This window comes from Streptococcus sp. 1621, from assembly GCF_013276615.1.
Lineage (GTDB): Bacteria > Bacillota > Bacilli > Lactobacillales > Streptococcaceae > Streptococcus.
The window spans coordinates 26312-45686 of record NZ_VMLJ01000028.1; the positions used below are offsets into that span (position 1 = coordinate 26312).

Below are 19375 nucleotides of genomic sequence, written 5' to 3' on the forward strand. Positions count from 1 at the left end.
GCTGGTTAACCCAACTGAGTTTTGAAGTTTTATTTAGTCTTTCCAAAGTTCTTTAACTTTTGCTTGTACTTCTGCATTTTCTAGGAATTCATCATATGTTTCATCGATACGGTCAATGACGCCATTTTTAGACAAGACAATGATATGGTTGGCTAGAGTTTGAATAAACTCGTGGTCATGGCTGGCAAAGATGATTGATTCTTTAAAGTTTTTCAATCCATCGTTCAAGCTTGAGATAGATTCCAAGTCCAAGTGATTGGTTGGATCATCAAGGACAAGGACATTTGATTTCAAGAGCATGAGTTTTGAAAGCATGACACGAACTTTTTCTCCCCCTGACAAGACATTTACAGGTTTGTTAACTTCATCTCCAGAGAAGAGCATACGGCCGAGGAAGCCACGTAGGAAAGTATTGTCATCTTCTTCTTTACTTGCGAATTGACGCAACCAGTCAAGGATTGACTCTCCTCCTGCAAAATCTGCCGAGTTATCTTTTGGCAAGTAAGAACGGCTAGTAGTTACTCCCCACTTGACAGTTCCTTCATAGTCAATGTCCCCCATGATTGCACGAATTAGTGCAGTCGTTTGGATGTCATTTTGTCCAATAAGCGCTGTCTTATCACCTGGACGCAAGATGAAGCTAATGTTGTCAAGAATAGTTTCACCGTCAATCTTGACAGATAGATTTTCTACTGTCAAGAGATCATTACCGATCTCACGTTCAGCTTTAAAGTTGATAAATGGGTATTTACGGCTAGATGGAATGATTTCTTCTAAGACAATCTTATCAAGCATCTTTTTACGGGAAGTTGCTTGTTTAGATTTAGATGCGTTAGCAGAGAAGCGAGCAACGAATTCTTGGAGTTGCTTAATTTTTTCTTCCGCCTTAGCATTACGGTCTGCTAGCAATTTAGCAGCAAGCTCAGAAGATTCCTTCCAGAAGTCGTAGTTTCCGACATAGAGTTTGATTTTTCCAAAGTCAAGGTCGGCCATGTGAGTACATACTTTGTTTAAGAAGTGACGGTCGTGGGATACTACGATAACTGTGTTATCAAAGTCAATCAAGAAGTCTTCTAACCATGTAATTGATTGGATGTCTAAACCGTTGGTAGGCTCGTCCAAGAGAAGAACATCAGGTTTACCAAAAAGTGCTTTGGCAAGGAGAACTTTAACCTTTTCACCATTGGCCAATTCGCTCATGTTTTGGTAGTGTAATTCTTCTGGAATGTTTAGGTTTTGAAGGAGTTGAGAGGCTTCGCTTTCTGCTTCCCAGCCTCCAAGCTCAGCAAACTCTCCTTCGAGTTCGGCAGCACGAACCCCGTCCTCGTCTGAGAAATCTTCCTTCATGTAGATAGCATCTTTCTCTTTCATGATGCTATAAAGTTTTTCATTTCCCATGATAACAACATCAATGGCACGTTCATCTTCATAGTCAAAGTGATTTTGACGAAGAACAGAGAGACGTTCATCTGGACCAAGAGAGATGTGACCAGTAGTAGGTTCGATATCTCCGGCTAAAATTTTTAAAAAGGTAGATTTTCCGGCACCATTAGCACCAATTAATCCGTAAGTATTTCCTTCTGTAAATTTGATATTGACATCATCAAAAAGTTTGCGATCACTAAAACGTAGTGAAACATCAGATACTGTAAGCAATGTTTTTCTCCTATATACGTAATATATTTATTCTACTAGAAAATACAGAAATATTCAAATTTTTATTTGTCAATTTTGTGTAAATTACATTTACAGCATCCTTTACACAAATCTGTAAATAGCAAGACTGATTTATTTTGATAAATTACGGTTATTTCATTAAAAAAATGCTATAATTGAAGGGACTATATCGAAGGAGAACAAAATGACTAAACCCATTATTTTAACAGGAGACCGTCCAACAGGAAAATTGCATATTGGACATTATGTTGGAAGTCTCAAAAATCGAGTATCATTACAGGAAGAGGATAAGTATGATATGTTTGTGTTCTTGGCTGACCAACAAGCCTTGACAGATCATGCCAAAGATCCTCAAACCATTGTAGAGTCTATTGGAAATGTGGCTTTGGATTATCTTGCAGTTGGATTGGATCCAAGTAAGTCAACTATTTTTATTCAAAGCCAGATTCCAGAGTTGGCTGAGTTGTCTATGTATTATATGAATTTGGTGTCATTAGCACGTCTGGAGCGCAATCCAACTGTCAAGACAGAAATTGCTCAGAAAGGATTTGGAGAAAGCATTCCGACAGGATTCTTGGTCTATCCAATCGCTCAAGCAGCTGACATCACTGCTTTTAAGGCTAATTATGTTCCTGTTGGGACAGATCAGAAACCAATGATTGAGCAGACTCGTGAAATTGTTCGTTCTTTTAACAATGCATATAACTGTGATGTCTTGGTAGAGCCGGAAGGTATTTATCCAGAAAATGAGAGAGCAGGGCGTTTGCCTGGTTTAGATGGAAATGCTAAAATGTCTAAATCACTCAATAATGGTATTTATTTAGCTGATGATGCGGATACTTTGCGTAAAAAAGTAATGAGTATGTATACAGATCCAGATCATATTCGAGTGGAAGATCCAGGTAAGATTGAGGGAAATATGGTTTTCCATTATCTAGATGTTTTTGGTCGCCCAGAAGATGCTCAAGAAATTGCTGACATGAAAGAACATTATCAACGAGGTGGTCTTGGTGATGTGAAGACCAAGCGTTATCTACTTGAAATATTAGAACGTGAACTGGGTCCTATTCGTGAGCGCCGTATCGAATTTGCTAAGGATATGGGAGAAGTTTATAATATGCTTCAAAAAGGTAGTGAAAGAGCGCGTGAAGTTGCAGGTCAAACCCTATCTGAGGTTAAAGGAGCAATGGGACTTCATTACTTTAACTAAGTTTATTTTACAAGAAACTATCATTTCTATCTCAAAGAAAAGATAGTTTTTTATTTACCCCTGTAACATTTGACAAATTTTTATAGAATGGTATGATAGATACAATATAAAAAGAGTCAAGCTCAAAAATAAAGAAAAGAGGAAACTTCGAATGTCTAATTGGGACACTAAATTTTTGAAAAAAGGTTTTACCTTTGATGATGTATTGCTTATTCCAGCTGAAAGTCATGTGTTGCCTAACGATGCAGATTTAACAACTAAATTGGCAGATAATCTGACTTTAAATATCCCAATTATTACCGCTGCTATGGACACAGTTACAGAGAGTCAAATGGCCATTGCTATTGCTCGTGCAGGCGGTCTCGGAGTTATCCATAAAAACATGTCAATTGCTCAACAAGCAGACGAGGTTCGTAAGGTAAAACGTTCTGAAAATGGAGTTATTATTGATCCGTTCTTCTTGACGCCTGAACATACAATTGCTGAAGCAGATGAGCTTATGGGTCGTTACCGCATCAGTGGTGTTCCAGTTGTTGAAACACTTGAAAATCGTAAATTGGTTGGTATTTTGACAAACCGAGATCTTCGTTTTATTTCAGACTATAACCAACCAATCTCAAATCATATGACCAGTGAAAATCTTGTGACTGCTCCTGTAGGTACAGATCTTTCAACAGCTGAGAGTATTCTTCAAGAGCACCGTATTGAAAAGCTTCCGTTGGTCGATGAAGAAGGCCGTCTTTCTGGTTTGATTACTATCAAAGATATTGAAAAAGTTATTGAGTTTCCAAATGCGGCGAAAGATGAGTTTGGTCGTCTTCTAGTTGCAGGTGCAGTAGGTGTTACTTCAGATACCTTTGAACGTGCAGAGGCGCTTTTTGAGGCAGGGGCGGATGCGATTGTTATTGATACTGCACATGGTCATTCTGCAGGTGTCTTGCGTAAAATTGCTGAGATTCGTGCTCACTTCCCAGATCGTACTTTGATTGCTGGAAATATTGCTACTGCTGAAGGTGCACGTGCCCTTTATGAAGCAGGTGTAGACGTTGTCAAGGTTGGTATTGGCCCAGGTTCTATCTGTACTACTCGTGTGATTGCTGGTGTTGGTGTTCCGCAAGTAACAGCTATCTATGATGCTGCAGCTGTTGCGCGTGAATATGGTAAAACGATAATTGCTGACGGTGGAATCAAGTATTCTGGAGATATTGTAAAAGCCCTTGCTGCAGGTGGAAATGCAGTTATGCTTGGATCAATGTTTGCTGGAACTGATGAAGCTCCAGGCGAAACTGAAATCTTCCAAGGACGTAAGTTTAAGACTTACCGTGGTATGGGATCAATTGCTGCTATGAAGAAAGGTTCAAGCGATCGTTACTTCCAAGGTTCTGTCAATGAAGCAAACAAACTCGTTCCAGAAGGAATTGAAGGTCGTGTTGCTTATAAAGGTGCGGCAGCTGATATTGTCTTCCAAATGATTGGAGGTATCCGCTCTGGTATGGGTTACTGTGGTGCAGCTAACCTTAAAGAACTACACGATAATGCTCAATTTATTGAAATGTCTGGTGCTGGTTTGAAAGAAAGCCATCCTCATGATGTACAAATTACGAATGAGGCACCAAATTATTCTATGTAAAAAAACAATGAAAAGAACTCCAGTAAAAACAGGAGTTCTTTTACAATGTTGTCAATTTCTATTTACAGCAACTTTACCATCCTGAATAGTGAAGATACTTAGATTTTCTGGCAGATTTTGAAGATGATCTAAGCTTGTTGTTGTAATAAAGGTTTGGATTGAATGAGAAATCGTTTCTAATAATTTTAGTTGTCGAGTGTTGTCAAGTTCGCTCATAACATCGTCAAGCAGTAATATTGGAGATTCTGTAGTAATACTTTCCATTAATTCGATTTCTGCTAATTTTATCGATAGGACGAGACTACGATGTTGACCTTGACTTCCAAAACTAGCATCCATCCCATTTATATAAAAAGAGATATCATCTCGATGAGGACCAACACCAGTATTCTTTTTAAATAAATCTCTGGATCTACTTTTTTCTAAAGCAATTTTGAAAGATTCGGACAAGTTTTGTTTGTCAGTCATATTGACAGAAGATTGATAGGATATTGACAACTCTTCAATCTGATTAGAGAGTTCAAAATGTTTCTTACGCCCAAATGATTCTAGTTTTTTTATGAAATCTAAGCGGTGATTCATTACACGACATCCATAATAAACTAGCTGATCATCTAGTACTGAAAGGAAGGTTTCATCTATTATTTGAGCTGATTTTAGGTAAGTGTTTCTTTGTTTTAGGATGTGATTATAATTGGTTAAGTCAGATAAATAGATTGGCTTGATTTGTCCAAGTTCCATATCAATGAATTTTCGTCGAACTGAAGGTGCTCCTTTAATTAGTTGTAAATCTTCAGGAGCAAATAAGACAACATTCATGTGTCCTACGTAATCTGAAAGTCGTGCCTGTTTTAAATGATTAACTTTTGTCACCCGGCCTTTTTGTGTTAGTTCTATTTCTAGAGGAATGGATCCCGTTTTTTTCTGAATAAGACCTGAAAGATGAAGTTGTTCCTCATCAAAATGAATGAGATTTTTATCGGTTCGAGTTCGATGACTACGTGTTAAGGCTAAAAAATAGATAGCCTCTAACATATTTGTTTTACCTTGTGCATTGCGTCCTAAAAAGATATTTAATTTAGGATTAAAGTCTATTTTCGTCTCTTTGTAGTTACGAAAAGTTTTAAGAGATAGGTGTTGTAGCCACATGATTATCTACCAGGGAATCGCGGAGCTTGTTTGCTTTTGGGTGATGAAGAAAGTTTCGATTTGTCTTTTTTTATTCCTTTATTCATCTCCTTAACAAGTTTAGCGATTCGTTCTTTTTCAACTTTATCAGCTTGGTATTCATCTTGCTCCTCAGAAGTAGGTTGTGTCAACAAAATGTCAATATTCATGTCAGGGATGTCAATTTTATCGCCAATACGAAGTTTTTTACCGCGACGACTCTCTAATTCCCCATTAAAGTAAACAGAATGTTCAGAGAGAAAGGATTTGATAGCTCCTCCGCTATGTGTGATTCCAAGTTCTTTGAGTAGTGCTTGGAGGGTAATAAATTCTTCAAATAATTTGTATTCCATAATTCACCTCAATCTTTGGTATTATACCATATTTTCCTAAAAATAGTGAGAGAAACAGGGAGAAATGTAAGCGATTTTTATTTCAAAAGTGTTACAGAGAACAAGAAAATTTCAGGTTTTCGTGATATAATAGAAGTCTGTATATAAGGAGGTAAATCATGGAGTTAGTGCATGGAATTTCAACACATTTTATCCAATCAAAAAAGTTTAAAACGAACAAAATTACCGTGCGTTTTACAGTTCCATTATCTCTTGATACGATTGCAGGTCGCATGTTGAGTGCGAGTATGCTAGAAACTGCCAACCAGATGTACCCCACTTCTCAAAATTTTAGGAGACACTTGGCCAGTCTATACGGTACAGATATGTCAACCAATTGTTTCAGAAGAGGGCAAAGTCACATTGTAGAATTGACATTTACCTATGTTCGTGATGAGTTTTTAAGTAGGAAAAATGTGCTAACTTCTCAGGTTTTGGAACTTGTAAAAGAAACTCTTTTTTCACCCGTAGTAGTTGATAATGGGTTTGATCCCGCCTTATTTGAAATTGAGAAAAAGCAATTGCTAGCAAGTTTAGCAGCTGATATGGATGATTCTTTTTATTTTGCACATAAAGAATTGGATAAATTGTTTTTTCATGATGAACGTCTTCAATTGGAATATAGTGATTTACGAAATCGTATTTTAGCTGAAACTCCACAAAGTTCTTATTCTTGTTTCCAAGAATTTTTGGCCAATGATCGAATAGATTTCTTTTTCCTAGGTGATTTTAATGAGGTTGAAATTCAAAATGTATTAGAATCATTTGTCTTTAAAGATCGAGAAGGAGATGTGAAGGTCCAGTATTGTCAACCTTATTCCAATATCCTTCAGGAAGGTATGATTCGGAAAAATGTGGGACAGTCTATTTTAGAGTTGGGATATCATTGCCCTTCTGAATATGGTGATGAGCAACATTTACCCATAATTGTAATGAATGGTTTACTTGGTGGATTTGCTCACTCTAAGCTCTTTACAAATGTCCGTGAAAATGCTGGATTGGCTTATACTATTTCAAGTCAGCTTGATTTGTTTAGTGGATTCTTGAGGATGTATGCTGGCATTGATCGAGAAAATCGTAACCAGGCTCGAAAAATGATGAATAATCAACTGCTTGATTTAAAAAAAGGATATTTTACAGAGCTTGAGCTAGAGCAGACCAAGGAAATGATTCGTCGGTCTTTGTTGCTTTCTCAAGATAATCAAAGTTCATTGATTGAACGTGCTTATCAAAATGCCTTACTTGGAAAATCTTCAGCAGACTTTAAAGGTTGGATTGCAAAACTCGAGCAAGTTGACAAAGATGCTATTTGTAGAGCAGCTAATAATGTGAAACTACAGGCGATTTACTTTATGGAAGGAATAGAATGACAAAGGTTGTTTTTGAAGAAAAATACTATCCAGCTGTAAAAGAAATGGTTTATCGAACTCGTTTGTCGAATGGATTGACAGTTGCTCTTTTGCCTAAAAAGGAATTTAAAGAGGTTTACGGGAGTGTAACTGTCCAGTTTGGTTCGGTAGATACGCTTGTCACAGAAGTTGACAGAGATGTAAAACAATATCCTGCAGGAATTGCTCATTTTCTTGAACATAAATTATTTGAAAGAGAAGATGCTAGCGATTTGATGTCTGCTTTTACGAGTCTAGGTGCAGATAGTAATGCCTTTACAAGCTTTACAAAAACAAACTATCTTTTTTCAGCAACGGATCATTTTTTAGAAAATTTAGACTTACTTGATGAATTGGTAACATCAGCACACTTTACTGAAGATTCCATTTTAAGAGAGCAGGATATTATCCAGCAAGAACGAGAAATGTATCAAGATGATCCAGATTCGTGTTTATTCTTTTCAACTTTAGCGAATTTGTATCCTGGCACACCTTTAGCAACTGATATAGTTGGCAGTGAGGAGTCAATTTCCCAAATCCATCTAACTAATTTGCAAGAAAATTTTACAAGATTTTATAAATCTGTAAACATGTCTCTGTTTTTAGTTGGTAATTTTGATGTGGAGCGAGTACAGAACTACTTTGGAAGAAAAGAACTGAAAGATTTAGATGTTCAGGAACTAGCAAGAGAAAAATTTGTTTTACAGGCTGTGAAGTCAACAGACAGTATGAGAATGGAAGTATCTTCTCCCAAACTAGCGATTGGAGTTAGAGGTAAGCGAGAAGTTGCTGAGGCGGATTGCTATCGACATCATATTTTATTAAAATTATTGTTTGCAATGATGTTTGGTTGGACTTCGGATCGTTTTCAAAAATGTTATGAATCAGGTAAATTAGATGCTTCCCTATCTCTTGAAATTGAAGTAACAAGTCGCTTTCATTTTGTCATGTTGACAATGGATACGAAAGAGCCAGTTGCTTTGTCTCATCAATTCAGGAAGGCTATTCGTAATTTTACAAAGGATTTAGATATTACAGAGGAACATTTAGATATTATCAAAAGAGAGATGTTTGGCGAATTTTTCAGTAGCATGAACTCTCTTGAATTTATTGCAACGCGATATGATGCTTTTGAACATGGTGAGACAATTTTTGACTTACCAAAGATTTTACAGGAAATTACTTTAGAGGATGTCCTTGAAGCAGGACATCACTTAATAGATGAAGGGGATATAGTTGATTTTACAATATTCCCATCGTAGTAACCTATCATAATAGATACTAGAAAGAAGGGATGACAAGTATGAGGAAAAAAACAATTGGTGAGGTTTTACGATTAGCTAGAATCAATCAGGGATTGAGTTTAGATGAATTGCAGAAAAAGACAGAAATCCAGTTAGATATGTTGGAAGCAATGGAAGCAGACGATTTCGATCAACTTCCAAGTCCTTTTTACACGCGTTCTTTCTTGAAAAAATATGCATGGGCTGTTGAGTTAGATGATCAAATTGTTTTGGATGCTTATGATTCTGGGAGTATGATTACTTATGAGGAAGTAGATGTTGATGAAGATGAGTTGACAGGTCGTAGACGTTCAAGTAAGAAAAAGAAGAAAAAAACATCCTTTTTACCTTTATTTTATTTTATCCTTTTTGCTTTATCGATTTTAATTTTTGTGACCTATTATGTTTGGAACTATATTCAAACTCAACCAGAGGGGTCTTCTCTTTCTAATTACAGTGTGGTTCAATCAACAAGTTCAATAAGTTCAACTAGCTCTGTTCCCCACTCTTCAAGTAGTAGTTCATCTAGCAGTTCTTCTAGTGTAGAATCAACTATAAGTGTATCAGGTGAAGGAAATCATGTAGAAATCGCTTATAAGACAAGTAAAGAAACAGTTAAATTGCAATTGGCAGTTTCAGATGTTACAAGTTGGGTCAGCGTTTCAGAAAGCGAACTTGAGGGCGGTGTAACCCTATCGCCAGAGAAGAAAAGTGCAGAAGCAACAGTTGCAACTAAAAGTCCTGTAACCATTACATTAGGTGTTGTAAAAGGTGTTACTTTGACAGTAGATAATCAGACTGTTGATTTATCGAAGTTAACAGCGCAGACTGGACAAATCACTGTAACCTTTACTAAAAATTAAGGAAAAACGAATGAAAAAAGAACAAATTCCCAATCTCTTAACAATAGGTCGAATTCTCTTTATACCTATTTTTATCTTTATTTTAACGATAGGAAATTCGATAGAAAGTCATATAGTGGCAGCTATTATCTTTTCTATTGCCAGTATTACCGACTATTTAGATGGATATTTAGCACGTAAATGGAATGTGGTCAGTAATTTTGGTAAATTTGCAGATCCCATGGCGGATAAGTTACTAGTTATGTCGGCTTTTATTATGTTGATTGAGTTAGATATGGCTCCGGCTTGGATTGTTGCAGTGATTATCTGTCGAGAGTTGGCTGTGACAGGTTTAAGGCTTTTATTGGTTGAAACTGGTGGAAAAGTTTTAGCAGCAGCAATGCCTGGAAAAATTAAAACTTTCAGTCAGATGTTTGCCATTATTTTCTTGCTATTACATTGGACTTTGCTTGGTCAAGTTCTACTTTATGTAGCCTTGTTTTTCACTATCTACTCTGGCTATGATTATTTCAAGGGTAGTGCTTATGTATTTAAAGGGACATTTGGTTCGAAATGAAATCAATAATTGATGTAAAAAATCTTTCTTTTCGCTATAAGGAAAGTCAGGAATACTATGATGTGAAAGATATTACGTTTCACGTGAAACGTGGAGAATGGCTTTCGATTGTAGGGCATAATGGTAGTGGTAAATCAACGACTGTCCGGTTAATCGATGGCTTATTGGAAGCGGAATCTGGAGAGATTGTAATTGATGGTCAACGGCTGACTGAGGAAAATGTTTGGAATATACGTCGTCAAATCGGTATGGTTTTTCAAAATCCAGACAATCAATTTGTTGGAGCGACTGTTGAAGATGATGTTGCTTTTGGTTTGGAAAATCAGGGCCTTTCTCGTCAAGAAATGAAAAAGAGAGTGGAAGAAGCTCTGGCTTTAGTTGGCATGTTAGACTTTAAAAAGAGAGAGCCGGCGCGTCTATCAGGTGGCCAAAAGCAACGTGTGGCCATTGCAGGCGTTGTAGCCCTAAGACCAGCTATTTTAATCTTAGATGAAGCAACGAGTATGTTGGACCCTGAGGGGCGTAGAGAACTGATTGAGACAGTACAGGGAATTCGGAAAGACTATGATATGACGGTCATTTCTATTACCCATGATTTGGAAGAAGTTGCCATGAGTGACCGCGTATTGGTCATGAAAAAAGGGGAAATTGAATCAACTAGTAGCCCAAGAGAACTTTTCTCTCGAAATGATTTAGATCAAATTGGATTAGACGATCCTTTTGCCAATCAAGTAAAATATTCTTTGAGCCAGAATAGCTATGATTTACCTGAAAATTATTTGACAGAAAGTGAGCTAGAGGATAAATTATGGGAATTGCTCTAGAAAATGTGAGTTTTACATATCAAGAAGGGACTCCCTTAGCTTCAACAGCTTTGTCGGATGTTTCTTTGACGATTGAAGATGGTTCTTATACGGCTTTAATTGGGCACACAGGTAGTGGTAAATCAACTATTTTACAACTCTTAAATGGTTTATTGGTGCCAAGTCAAGGGAGTGTGAGGGTTTTTGATACCTTAATCACCTCGACTTCTAAAAATAAAGATATTCGTCAAATTAGAAAACAGGTTGGCTTGGTATTTCAGTTTGCTGAAAATCAGATTTTTGAAGAAACGGTTTTGAAAGACGTTGCTTTTGGACCGCAAAATTTTGGAGTTTCTGAAGAAGATGCGGAGAAGATTGCGCGTGAGAAACTGGCTCTGGTTGGAATTGATGAATCACTTTTTAATCGCAGTCCGTTTGAGTTGTCAGGGGGACAAATGAGACGTGTTGCCATTGCAGGCATACTTGCCATGGAGCCAGCTATATTAGTCTTAGATGAGCCAACAGCTGGCCTAGATCCTCTGGGTAGAAAAGAGTTGATGAATTTGTTCAAAAAACTCCACCAGTCAGGGATGACCATCGTCTTGGTAACGCATTTGATGGATGATGTTGCTGAATATGCGAATCAAGTCTATGTAATGGAAAAGGGACGTTTGGTTAAGGGTGGTAAACCGAGTGATGTCTTTCAAGATGTTGTTTTTATGGAAGAAGTGCAGTTGGGAGTACCTAAGATTACGGCTTTCTGTAAACGATTGGCTGATAGAGGCGTGTCATTTAAACGATTACCGATTAAGATAGAGGAGTTCAAGGAGTCGCTAAATGGATAGTATGATTTTGGGGCGTTATATCCCAGGGGATTCGATTGTTCACCGATTGGATCCACGTAGCAAATTGCTTGCTATGATGTTACTAATTTTGATCGTTTTTTGGGCTAATAATCCCTTGACGAATCTAATTCTTTTTATAGCGACAGGGATATTTATTGCCTTGTCAGGAGTATCTCTTTCATTTTTTATTCAGGGCTTGAAGTCTATGTTTTTCTTGATTGCCTTCACAACTATTTTTCAACTATTTTTCATTTCTAATGGGAATGTGTTATTTGAGTTTTCGTTTGTGAGAATCACAGATTATGCTTTGCAACAAGCTGGGATTATTTTTTGTCGTTTTGTATTGATTATTTTCTTTTCAACTTTGTTAACCTTAACGACCATGCCCTTAAGTTTGGCATCAGCTGTCGAAGCTTTATTAGCACCTTTAAAGCGTGTGAAAGTTCCAGTTCATGAAATTGGTTTGATGCTGTCCATGAGTCTACGTTTTGTTCCGACCTTAATGGATGATACGACGCGGATTATGAATGCACAGAAAGCGCGTGGAGTGGATTTTGGTGAAGGAAGCATCGTTCAAAAAGTAAAGGCGATGATTCCCATTTTGATTCCTCTTTTTGCGACAAGTTTAAAACGTGCAGATTCCTTGGCTATCGCCATGGAAGCGCGTGGTTATCAGGGTGGAAAAGGTAGAAGTCAATACCGACAATTGAAATGGACTCGAAAGGATACGCTGACCATTCTTGTTATTCTCGTACTTGGTTGTTGCTTATTTTTCTTAAAATCTTAGTAGCATTTAAAGAATTGATTAAAAGTTACTGTAACAGTTCTTGATATAAAGGTAGGGATATGAACCGTTTTAAAAAATCAAAATATGTCATTATTGTTTTTGTCACTGTTCTGCTTGTGTCAGCTCTCTTAGCGACGACTTATTCAAGTACAATTGTGACAAAATTAGGAGATGGAATCTCATTGGTTGATAGGGTTGTGCAAAAACCTTTTCGGTGGTTTGATTCTGTCAAATCAGATCTGGCTCATTTGACACGAACATATAATGAAAATGAAAGTTTGAAGAAACAGATTTACCAGTTAGAAGTTAAATCAAATGAGGCGGAAAGTTTAAAGACAGAAAATGAACAATTGCGCCAATTGCTTGATATGAGGTCTAAATTGCAAGCCACAAAGACTTTAGCAGCAGATGTTATTATGCGTTCTCCGGTATCTTGGAAGCAGGAGTTGACCTTAGATGCAGGTAGATCAAAAGGGGCTTCTGAGAACATGTTAGCTATTGCAAATGGTGGCTTGATTGGGAGTGTTTCAAAAGTGGAGGACAACTCTACTATGGTCAACCTTCTGACAAACACAGAAAATACTGATAAGATTTCTGTTAAAATTCAACACGGCACTACCACAATTTATGGAATTATTGTTGGCTACGACAAGGAAAATGAAGTTCTTAAAATTAGCCAATTAAATAGCAATAGCGATATTAGTGCAGGCGATAAGGTGACAACGGGTGGATTAGGAAACTTTAACGTTGCGGATATTCCTGTTGGTGAAGTGGTTGCCACAATGCACAGTACAGACTATTTGACACGAGAAGTAACTGTTAAATTGAGTGCAGATACTCATAATGTGGATGTGATAGAATTAGTGGGGAATTCATAATGAGACAGTTGAAGCGGGTTGGAGTGTTTTTATTGCTCCCTTTCTTTGTTCTAATTGACGCCCATATTAGCCAGCTTCTGGGCTCATTTTTCCCCCATGTACATTTAGCTAGTCATTTTCTTTTTCTATTTCTCTTATTTGAGACGATAGAAGTATCAGAGTATCTCTACCTAGTCTATTGTTTTATGGTGGGCTTGGTTTACGATGTTTACTTTTTCCATCTAATAGGGATTGCAACTCTCTTATTTATCTTATTGGGAGCCTTTCTTCATAAATTGAATAGTGTTATTTTGTTGAATCGTTGGACACGAATGCTCTCTATGATTGTCCTGACCTTCCTGTTTGAAATGGGTAGTTATCTTTTGGCTTTTATGGTAGGGCTGACAGTGGATAACATGTCGATTTTTATAGTATATGGTTTGGTACCGACGATGATTTTAAATTTTTTATGGATTACTGTTTTTCAATTTATTTTTGAAAAATATTATCTATAAGAACGACATATAAATGTAACAAAGGCGTAATATTTATTGGAGTTTTTTTTGGTATACTAGTATTGTCTTAAACAGAAGGAGTATTTATTAACCATGAAGAAAAAAATCTTAGCCTCGCTTTTATTAAGTACAGTAATGGTTTCCCAGGCAGCAGTATTGACGACTGCCCATGCAGAAACAACTGATGACAAAATTGCTGCTCAAGATAATAAAATTAGTAACTTAACAGCACAACAAGAAGAAGCACAAAAACAAGTTGATCAAATTCAGGAGCAAGTATCTGCTATTCAAGCAGAGCAATCTAACTTGCAATCTGAAAATGATAGATTACAAGCAGAATCTAAGAAACTCGAGGGTGAGATTACAGAACTTTCTAAAAACATTGTTTCTCGTAACCAATCTTTGGAAAAACAAGCTCGTAGTGCTCAAACAAATGGAGCCGCAACTAGCTACATCAATACAATCGTAAACTCAAAATCAATTACAGAAGCTATTTCACGTGTTGCTGCAATGAGTGAAATCGTATCTGCGAATAACAAAATGTTAGAACAACAAAAGGCAGATAAAAAAGCTATTTCTGAAAAACAAGTAGCAAATAATGATGCTATCAATACTGTAATTGCTAATCAACAAAAATTGGCAGATGATGCTCAAGCATTGACTACTAAACAGGCAGAACTAAAAGCTGCTGAATTGAGTCTTGCTGCTGAGAAAGCGACAGCTGAAGGGGAAAAAGCAAGTCTATTGGAACAAAAAGCAGCAGCTGAGGCAGAGGCACGTGCAGCTGCGGCAGCAGAAGCAGCTTATAAAGAAAAACAAGCTAGCCAACAACAATCAGTACTTGCTTCAGGTAATACAAACCTAACAGCACAGGTACAAGCAGTATCTGAATCTGCAGTAGCACCTGTTCAGGCTAAAGTACGTCCAACATATAACACGGATGCCTCAACTTATCCAATTGGAGAATGTACCTGGGGAGTTAAAACATTAGCACCTTGGGCTGGAGACTATTGGGGTAATGGAGCACAGTGGGCTACAAGTGCAGCTGCAGCAGGATTCCGTACAGGATCGACACCTCAAGTTGGAGCAATTGCATGTTGGAACGATGGTGGATATGGACACGTAGCGGTTGTTACAGCTGTTGAATCAACAACACGTATCCAAGTATCAGAATCAAACTATGCAGGTAATCGCACACTTGGAAACCACCGTGGATGGTTTAATCCAACAACGACTTCTGAAGGTTTTGTGACATATATTTATGCAGACTAATTAGAGAGAGGGACTCGAATAGAGCCCTCTTTTTTAGGTTTTACCAGAGACAATAACTATTAAAAATTATATCAAAATAGCTTGAAAATATTGGAAAAGTATGGTAAAATGAAAATTGTCGTGTGAACGATAATACTCATTCTTGATGAATTGTGAAGCAGTTGCTCTTGGGTCGTTTTGCGAGTTGAAGTCAAGAAGAGGAAAAAAACAAAAAGGAGAAATACTCATGGCAGTAATTTCAATGAAACAACTTCTTGAGGCTGGTGTACACTTTGGTCACCAAACTCGTCGCTGGAACCCTAAGATGGCTAAATACATCTTTACAGAGCGTAACGGAATCCACGTTATCGACTTGCAACAAACTGTAAAATACGCTGACCAAGCATACGACTTCATGCGTGATGCGGCAGCTAACGATGCAGTTGTATTGTTCGTTGGTACTAAGAAACAAGCAGCTGATGCAGTTGCTGAAGAAGCAGTACGTTCAGGTCAATACTTCATCAACCACCGTTGGTTGGGTGGAACTCTTACAAACTGGGGAACAATCCAAAAACGTATCGCTCGTTTGAAAGAAATCAAACGTATGGAAGAAGATGGAACTTTCGAAGTTCTTCCTAAGAAAGAAGTTGCACTTCTTAACAAACAACGTGCGCGTCTTGAAAAATTCTTGGGTGGTATCGAAGATATGCCTCGTATCCCAGATGTGATGTACGTAGTTGACCCACATAAAGAGCAAATTGCAGTTAAAGAAGCTAAAAAATTGGGAATCCCAGTTGTAGCGATGGTTGACACAAACACTGATCCAGATGATATCGATGTAATCATCCCAGCTAACGATGACGCTATCCGCGCTGTTAAATTGATCACAGCTAAATTGGCTGACGCTATCATCGAAGGACGTCAAGGTGAGGATGCAGCAGCAGTTGAAGCAGAATTTGCAGCTTCAGAAACTCAAGCAGATTCAATTGAAGAAATCGTTGAAGTTGTAGAAGGCGACAACGCTTAATTCATAATAAATAGTAATTACCTAGGAGGGCGGGGCTTAGCCCTGCTCTCCTATTTTTAAAAAATATAGGAGAATCAAAATGGCAGAAATTACAGCTAAACTTGTTAAAGAGTTGCGTGAAAAATCTGGTGCTGGTGTTATGGACGCTAAAAAAGCATTGGTTGAAGTGGAAGGCGATATCGAAAAAGCGATTGAATTGCTTCGCGAAAAAGGTATGGCAAAAGCAGCTAAGAAAGCTGACCGTGTTGCTGCAGAAGGTTTGACTGGTGTTTATGTTGACGGTAACATTGCAGCAGTTGTTGAAGTAAATGCTGAAACTGACTTCGTTGCGAAAAACGCTCAATTTGTTGAGTTGGTAAACGCAACAGCTAAAGCAATCGTTGAAGGAAAACCAGCTAATAATGAGGAAGCACTTGCTTTGACTATGCCTTCAGGTGAAACTCTTGAAGCTGCATACGTATCTGCAACAGCGACTATCGGAGAAAAAATCTCATTCCGTCGCTTTGCTTTGATTGAAAAAACAGATGCACAACACTTCGGAGCATACCAACACAACGGTGGACGTATCGGTGTTATCTCTGTAATCGAAGGTGGAGACGAAGCACTTGCTAAACAAATTTCAATGCACATTGCTGCTATGAAACCAACAGTTCTTTCATACAAAGAATTGGATGAGCAATTTGTTAAAGATGAGTTGGCACAATTGAACCACGTTATCGACCAAGATAACGAAAGCCGTGCAATGGTTAACAAACCAGCTCTCCCACACTTGAAATATGGATCAAAAGCTCAATTGACTGATGATGTTATTGCTCAAGCTGAAGCTGACATCAAAGCTGAGTTGGCTGCAGAAGGCAAACCAGAAAAAATCTGGGACAAAATCATCCCAGGTAAAATGGATCGCTTCATGCTTGACAATACTAAAGTTGACCAAGCTTACACACTTCTTGCACAAGTTTACATCATGGATGACAGCAAGACAGTTGAAGCATATCTTGAATCAGTTAACGCTTCAGTAGTTGAGTTCGCTCGCTTTGAAGTTGGTGAAGGTATTGAGAAAGCTGCAAACGACTTTGAAGCTGAAGTTGCAGCTACAATGGCAGCAGCCTTGAATAACTAATTATAGAAAGGAAGTAAATTTGCTTCCTTTTTTCTATGCAGTCGATCCTTATAGGGAGAACTTCCTATTTTCAAGGTAAAAATAAAAAGCCCTATAATAAGGGCCAATTGTATTTAGGAGACTAAACTTCAAATTCATAGAGTGCTGTAGAGAGATAACGTTCACCGTTATCTGGTGCTAGAGCAAGGACTTTTTTACCTGAACCTAATTTTTTGGCAATTTCGATGGCTCCGTAGATAGCTGCAGCTGAAGAAATCCCTACAAGGAAGCCTTCTTTTCCACCAATTTCACGTCCGAGTGCAAGAGCATCATCTGATGTTACACGAACAATACCATCATAGGCGTTTGTATCAAGTGTATCAGGAATAAATCCAGCTGAGATACCTTGAATTTTGTGAGGACCAGGTTTTTCACCAGATAGAATAGCAGATTCATCAGCTTCCACTGCATAAACTTGAATATTTGAATTTGCTGATTTGAGTGCATGAGAAACACCAGAAATTGTTCCACCGGTACCAACCCCAGCAACAAAGGCATCTAATCCATCTTTACCGAAAGCAGCTAGTATCTCAGCTCCTGTTGTTCTTTCGTGTACTTCTGGATTAGCTGGGTTGTCAAATTGAAGAGGAAGGAAACCATCACGTTCAGCAGCGATTTCTTGAGCCTTAGCAATAGCACCTTTCATTCCCTCGCTACCAGGAGTTAGGACGAGTTCAGCACCATAAGCTTGGATAATCTTACGTCGTTCCACACTCATAGTTTCAGGCATAACGATAACAACTTTATACCCTTTAGCAGCCCCTACCCATGAAAGTCCAATACCAGTGTTTCCACTTGTTGCTTCAACAATAGTAGAACCAGGTTTCAGAATACCGTCTTGTTCAGCTTTTTCAATCATGCTAAGAGCAATACGGTCTTTTACAGAAGAACCAGGGTTAAATGCTTCAAGTTTTACATAGACATCTGCAGCACCTTCTGGCACAATGTTGTTTAGTTTAACAATCGGAGTTTGACCGATTAGTTCAGTAATGTTGTTATAAATAGACATATGAATACCTCTTTGTATAAGATATATCTAGTATAACGCTATCTATACCATTTGTAAAATATAGAAATCCTATCGAAGTGATAGGATTTTTTTATATCACAGGTCTAAGCCATTAATTTTTAAGCGATTGTGATAAGTTAATTTTAGTAAATAGGTGTAAAGAAGAAAGTTATCAGTTTTCTTTTTGAATTGCTTCATTTTCTAGTAACTCTTGGCAAGAACCTTTTTATGTTGCTAATTAAAGTAGCGGTGAAAATATCAGTGAAACACTGTATTATCTATTGTTTACACTAGGTTTACAGGAACCTCAACTTCGCGTAAACCTTGATCAGTTAAAGTGACTTTTCCATTAAAAAACTCCACCAGTGCAGCTTTAATAGTTTCTTTTTCTTCTTTATCAACATAAATCATCGTATCGACTTGATCTGTAAAATTTGTATCTAGCTCCATGAGATTATGTTCTTTAAGGAAGTTACTGTACTCTTGGTACTGAGCGTAAGATATTTGAATAGCAATGCCAGCTTGTTCCTTTATTTCAATGATGCCAATTTCTTTGACGGCTAAGGCAACACTGCCTGCGTACGCACGAATTAGTCCTCCAGCGCCTAGTTTAATACCACCAAAGTAGCGTGTCACGACCACACAGACATTGGTGAGATTGTGATTTTCTAGTACCCCAAGCATGGGAACACCAGCAGTGCCACTAGGCTCGCCATCATCACTTGTACGTTTGATTTCACTACGTTCCCCAATAATAAATGCAGAGCAGTTATGCGTAGCTTTGTAGTGTTCTTTTTTGATAGCAGTAATGAAGTCACGAGCCTCTTCTTCGCTATAAACACGCTTGGCATGACAGATAAAGCGGGATTTTTTGATTTCTTCTTGGACTTGACCGTCCTCTTTAATTGTTCTAAATTCCATGATTTAATTGTACTAAAAAATCATCTAAAGCGCTA

Annotated in this window: 19 protein-coding genes and 1 pseudogene; 14 read left to right on the forward strand and 6 right to left on the reverse strand. The window is 37.7% G+C overall.

The genetic code is table 11. The features are described 5' to 3' along the window. Positions 1–33: 33 nt before the first annotated feature. Positions 34–1656, reverse strand: a complete 1623-nt coding sequence (locus HT697_RS06500; RefSeq protein ID WP_173262594.1) for an ATP-binding cassette domain-containing protein — start codon at positions 1654–1656, stop codon at positions 34–36. A gap of 205 nt (positions 1657–1861) precedes the next feature. Here HT697_RS06500 and trpS point away from each other — a divergent pair, with 205 nt between their 5' ends. Further along, positions 1862–2887 (forward strand): tryptophan--tRNA ligase, encoded by a 1026-nt coding sequence (trpS, locus tag HT697_RS06505; RefSeq protein ID WP_000165479.1) that lies wholly within the window; start codon positions 1862–1864, stop codon positions 2885–2887. 151 nt (positions 2888–3038) lie between these two features. Continuing rightward, complete coding sequence (gene guaB / locus HT697_RS06510) at positions 3039–4517, forward strand: IMP dehydrogenase (protein ID WP_000073430.1); 1479 nt, start codon at positions 3039–3041, stop codon at positions 4515–4517. Between the two features lie 51 nt (positions 4518–4568). Here the strand turns inward: guaB and recF are convergent, their stop codons facing one another. Continuing rightward, positions 4569–5666, reverse strand: coding sequence for a DNA replication/repair protein RecF (gene recF, locus HT697_RS06515; RefSeq protein WP_173262597.1), 1098 nt, complete (start codon positions 5664–5666; stop codon positions 4569–4571). A gap of 2 nt (positions 5667–5668) precedes the next feature. Further along, positions 5669–6037 carry a S4 domain-containing protein YaaA gene (yaaA, locus tag HT697_RS06520; RefSeq protein WP_000455895.1) on the reverse strand — a complete coding sequence of 123 codons (369 nt, stop codon included), beginning with the start codon at positions 6035–6037 and terminating at the stop codon, positions 5669–5671. Positions 6038–6195: 158 nt separating this feature from the next. On the opposite strand from yaaA, the gene HT697_RS06525 reads away from it, so the two are divergent. From HT697_RS06525 to tsf, 12 genes are all read left to right on the forward strand, one after another. Beyond that, positions 6196–7446, forward strand: a complete 1251-nt coding sequence (locus HT697_RS06525) for a pitrilysin family protein (RefSeq protein ID WP_173262599.1) — start codon at positions 6196–6198, stop codon at positions 7444–7446. After that, positions 7443–8726 (forward strand): pitrilysin family protein, encoded by a 1284-nt coding sequence (locus HT697_RS06530; protein WP_173262602.1) that lies wholly within the window; start codon positions 7443–7445, stop codon positions 8724–8726. The genes HT697_RS06525 and HT697_RS06530 overlap by 4 nt, the downstream gene beginning before the upstream one ends. Positions 8727–8767: 41 nt before the next feature. Further along, entirely contained in the window at positions 8768–9610 is an 843-nt protein-coding gene (gene rodZ, locus HT697_RS06535; protein ID WP_173253033.1) for a cytoskeleton protein RodZ, read from the forward strand. A 10-nt stretch (positions 9611–9620) separates the two neighbouring features. Next, the gene (gene pgsA, locus HT697_RS06540; protein ID WP_061654441.1) at positions 9621–10166 is read left to right on the forward strand and encodes a CDP-diacylglycerol--glycerol-3-phosphate 3-phosphatidyltransferase; all 546 of its coding nucleotides are present in this window, start codon (positions 9621–9623) and stop codon (positions 10164–10166) included. Next, positions 10163–10990 carry an energy-coupling factor ABC transporter ATP-binding protein gene (locus HT697_RS06545; protein ID WP_173253019.1) on the forward strand — a complete coding sequence of 276 codons (828 nt, stop codon included), beginning with the start codon at positions 10163–10165 and terminating at the stop codon, positions 10988–10990. The genes pgsA and HT697_RS06545 overlap by 4 nt, the downstream gene beginning before the upstream one ends. Continuing rightward, a complete protein-coding gene (locus tag HT697_RS06550) occupies positions 10975–11814 on the forward strand; it encodes an energy-coupling factor transporter ATPase (RefSeq protein ID WP_061088579.1) in 840 nt (279 codons plus the stop codon). Before HT697_RS06545 ends, HT697_RS06550 begins: the two co-directional genes overlap by 16 nt. Continuing rightward, positions 11807–12601: an energy-coupling factor transporter transmembrane protein EcfT gene (locus HT697_RS06555; RefSeq protein ID WP_084930564.1), complete on the forward strand. Its 795-nt coding sequence runs from the start codon at positions 11807–11809 to the stop codon at positions 12599–12601. The genes HT697_RS06550 and HT697_RS06555 overlap by 8 nt, the downstream gene beginning before the upstream one ends. 59 nt (positions 12602–12660) lie before the next feature. Then, positions 12661–13479, forward strand: a complete 819-nt coding sequence (gene mreC / locus HT697_RS06560; protein ID WP_112445441.1) for a rod shape-determining protein MreC — start codon at positions 12661–12663, stop codon at positions 13477–13479. Next, positions 13479–13973 carry a rod shape-determining protein MreD gene (gene mreD / locus HT697_RS06565; RefSeq protein ID WP_112445443.1) on the forward strand — a complete coding sequence of 165 codons (495 nt, stop codon included), beginning with the start codon at positions 13479–13481 and terminating at the stop codon, positions 13971–13973. Before mreC ends, mreD begins: the two co-directional genes overlap by 1 nt. A gap of 93 nt (positions 13974–14066) precedes the next feature. Further along, the gene (locus HT697_RS06570) at positions 14067–15245 is read left to right on the forward strand and encodes a CHAP domain-containing protein (RefSeq protein ID WP_112445445.1); all 1179 of its coding nucleotides are present in this window, start codon (positions 14067–14069) and stop codon (positions 15243–15245) included. A 226-nt stretch (positions 15246–15471) separates the two neighbouring features. After that, positions 15472–16251 (forward strand): 30S ribosomal protein S2, encoded by a 780-nt coding sequence (rpsB, locus tag HT697_RS06575; protein ID WP_014017378.1) that lies wholly within the window; start codon positions 15472–15474, stop codon positions 16249–16251. A gap of 79 nt (positions 16252–16330) precedes the next feature. Further along, on the forward strand, positions 16331–17371 hold the full coding sequence (gene tsf, locus HT697_RS06580; protein WP_000808091.1) for a translation elongation factor Ts: 1041 nt from the start codon (positions 16331–16333) through the stop codon (positions 17369–17371). A gap of 121 nt (positions 17372–17492) precedes the next feature. On the opposite strand, the gene cysK is transcribed toward tsf, so the two are convergent. The 3 genes and pseudogenes from cysK to HT697_RS06590 form a co-directional block, all read right to left on the reverse strand. Further along, positions 17493–18419, reverse strand: coding sequence for a cysteine synthase A (cysK, locus tag HT697_RS06585; RefSeq protein ID WP_112444666.1), 927 nt, complete (start codon positions 18417–18419; stop codon positions 17493–17495). Positions 18420–18515: 96 nt separating this feature from the next. Further along, a pseudogene (locus HT697_RS10345) lies at positions 18516–18629 on the reverse strand (PH domain-containing protein); the annotation flags it as partial. A gap of 75 nt (positions 18630–18704) precedes the next feature. Beyond that, a complete protein-coding gene (locus HT697_RS06590) occupies positions 18705–19340 on the reverse strand; it encodes a YigZ family protein (RefSeq protein WP_112444668.1) in 636 nt (211 codons plus the stop codon). Between the last annotated feature and the right edge of the window lie 35 nt (positions 19341–19375).

What these genes read in the sequence shown, in the direction of transcription:
- trpS (WP_000165479.1), top strand. Translation starts at nt 1,862, where the DNA reads ATGACTAAACCCATTATTTTAACAGGAGACCGTCCAACAGGAAAATTG.
- guaB (WP_000073430.1), top strand. Translation starts at nt 3,039, where the DNA reads ATGTCTAATTGGGACACTAAATTTTTGAAAAAAGGTTTTACCTTTGAT.
- recF (WP_173262597.1), bottom strand. Translation starts at nt 5,666, where the DNA reads ATGTGGCTACAACACCTATCTCTTAAAACTTTTCGTAACTACAAAGAG.
- yaaA (WP_000455895.1), bottom strand. Translation starts at nt 6,037, where the DNA reads ATGGAATACAAATTATTTGAAGAATTTATTACCCTCCAAGCACTACTC.
- HT697_RS06525 (WP_173262599.1), top strand. Translation starts at nt 6,196, where the DNA reads ATGGAGTTAGTGCATGGAATTTCAACACATTTTATCCAATCAAAAAAG.
- HT697_RS06530 (WP_173262602.1), top strand. Translation starts at nt 7,443, where the DNA reads ATGACAAAGGTTGTTTTTGAAGAAAAATACTATCCAGCTGTAAAAGAA.
- rodZ (WP_173253033.1), top strand. Translation starts at nt 8,768, where the DNA reads ATGAGGAAAAAAACAATTGGTGAGGTTTTACGATTAGCTAGAATCAAT.
- pgsA (WP_061654441.1), top strand. Translation starts at nt 9,621, where the DNA reads ATGAAAAAAGAACAAATTCCCAATCTCTTAACAATAGGTCGAATTCTC.
- HT697_RS06545 (WP_173253019.1), top strand. Translation starts at nt 10,163, where the DNA reads ATGAAATCAATAATTGATGTAAAAAATCTTTCTTTTCGCTATAAGGAA.
- HT697_RS06550 (WP_061088579.1), top strand. Translation starts at nt 10,975, where the DNA reads ATGGGAATTGCTCTAGAAAATGTGAGTTTTACATATCAAGAAGGGACT.
- HT697_RS06555 (WP_084930564.1), top strand. Translation starts at nt 11,807, where the DNA reads ATGGATAGTATGATTTTGGGGCGTTATATCCCAGGGGATTCGATTGTT.
- mreC (WP_112445441.1), top strand. Translation starts at nt 12,661, where the DNA reads ATGAACCGTTTTAAAAAATCAAAATATGTCATTATTGTTTTTGTCACT.
- mreD (WP_112445443.1), top strand. Translation starts at nt 13,479, where the DNA reads ATGAGACAGTTGAAGCGGGTTGGAGTGTTTTTATTGCTCCCTTTCTTT.
- HT697_RS06570 (WP_112445445.1), top strand. Translation starts at nt 14,067, where the DNA reads ATGAAGAAAAAAATCTTAGCCTCGCTTTTATTAAGTACAGTAATGGTT.
- rpsB (WP_014017378.1), top strand. Translation starts at nt 15,472, where the DNA reads ATGGCAGTAATTTCAATGAAACAACTTCTTGAGGCTGGTGTACACTTT.
- tsf (WP_000808091.1), top strand. Translation starts at nt 16,331, where the DNA reads ATGGCAGAAATTACAGCTAAACTTGTTAAAGAGTTGCGTGAAAAATCT.
- cysK (WP_112444666.1), bottom strand. Translation starts at nt 18,419, where the DNA reads ATGTCTATTTATAACAACATTACTGAACTAATCGGTCAAACTCCGATT.
- HT697_RS06590 (WP_112444668.1), bottom strand. Translation starts at nt 19,340, where the DNA reads ATGGAATTTAGAACAATTAAAGAGGACGGTCAAGTCCAAGAAGAAATC.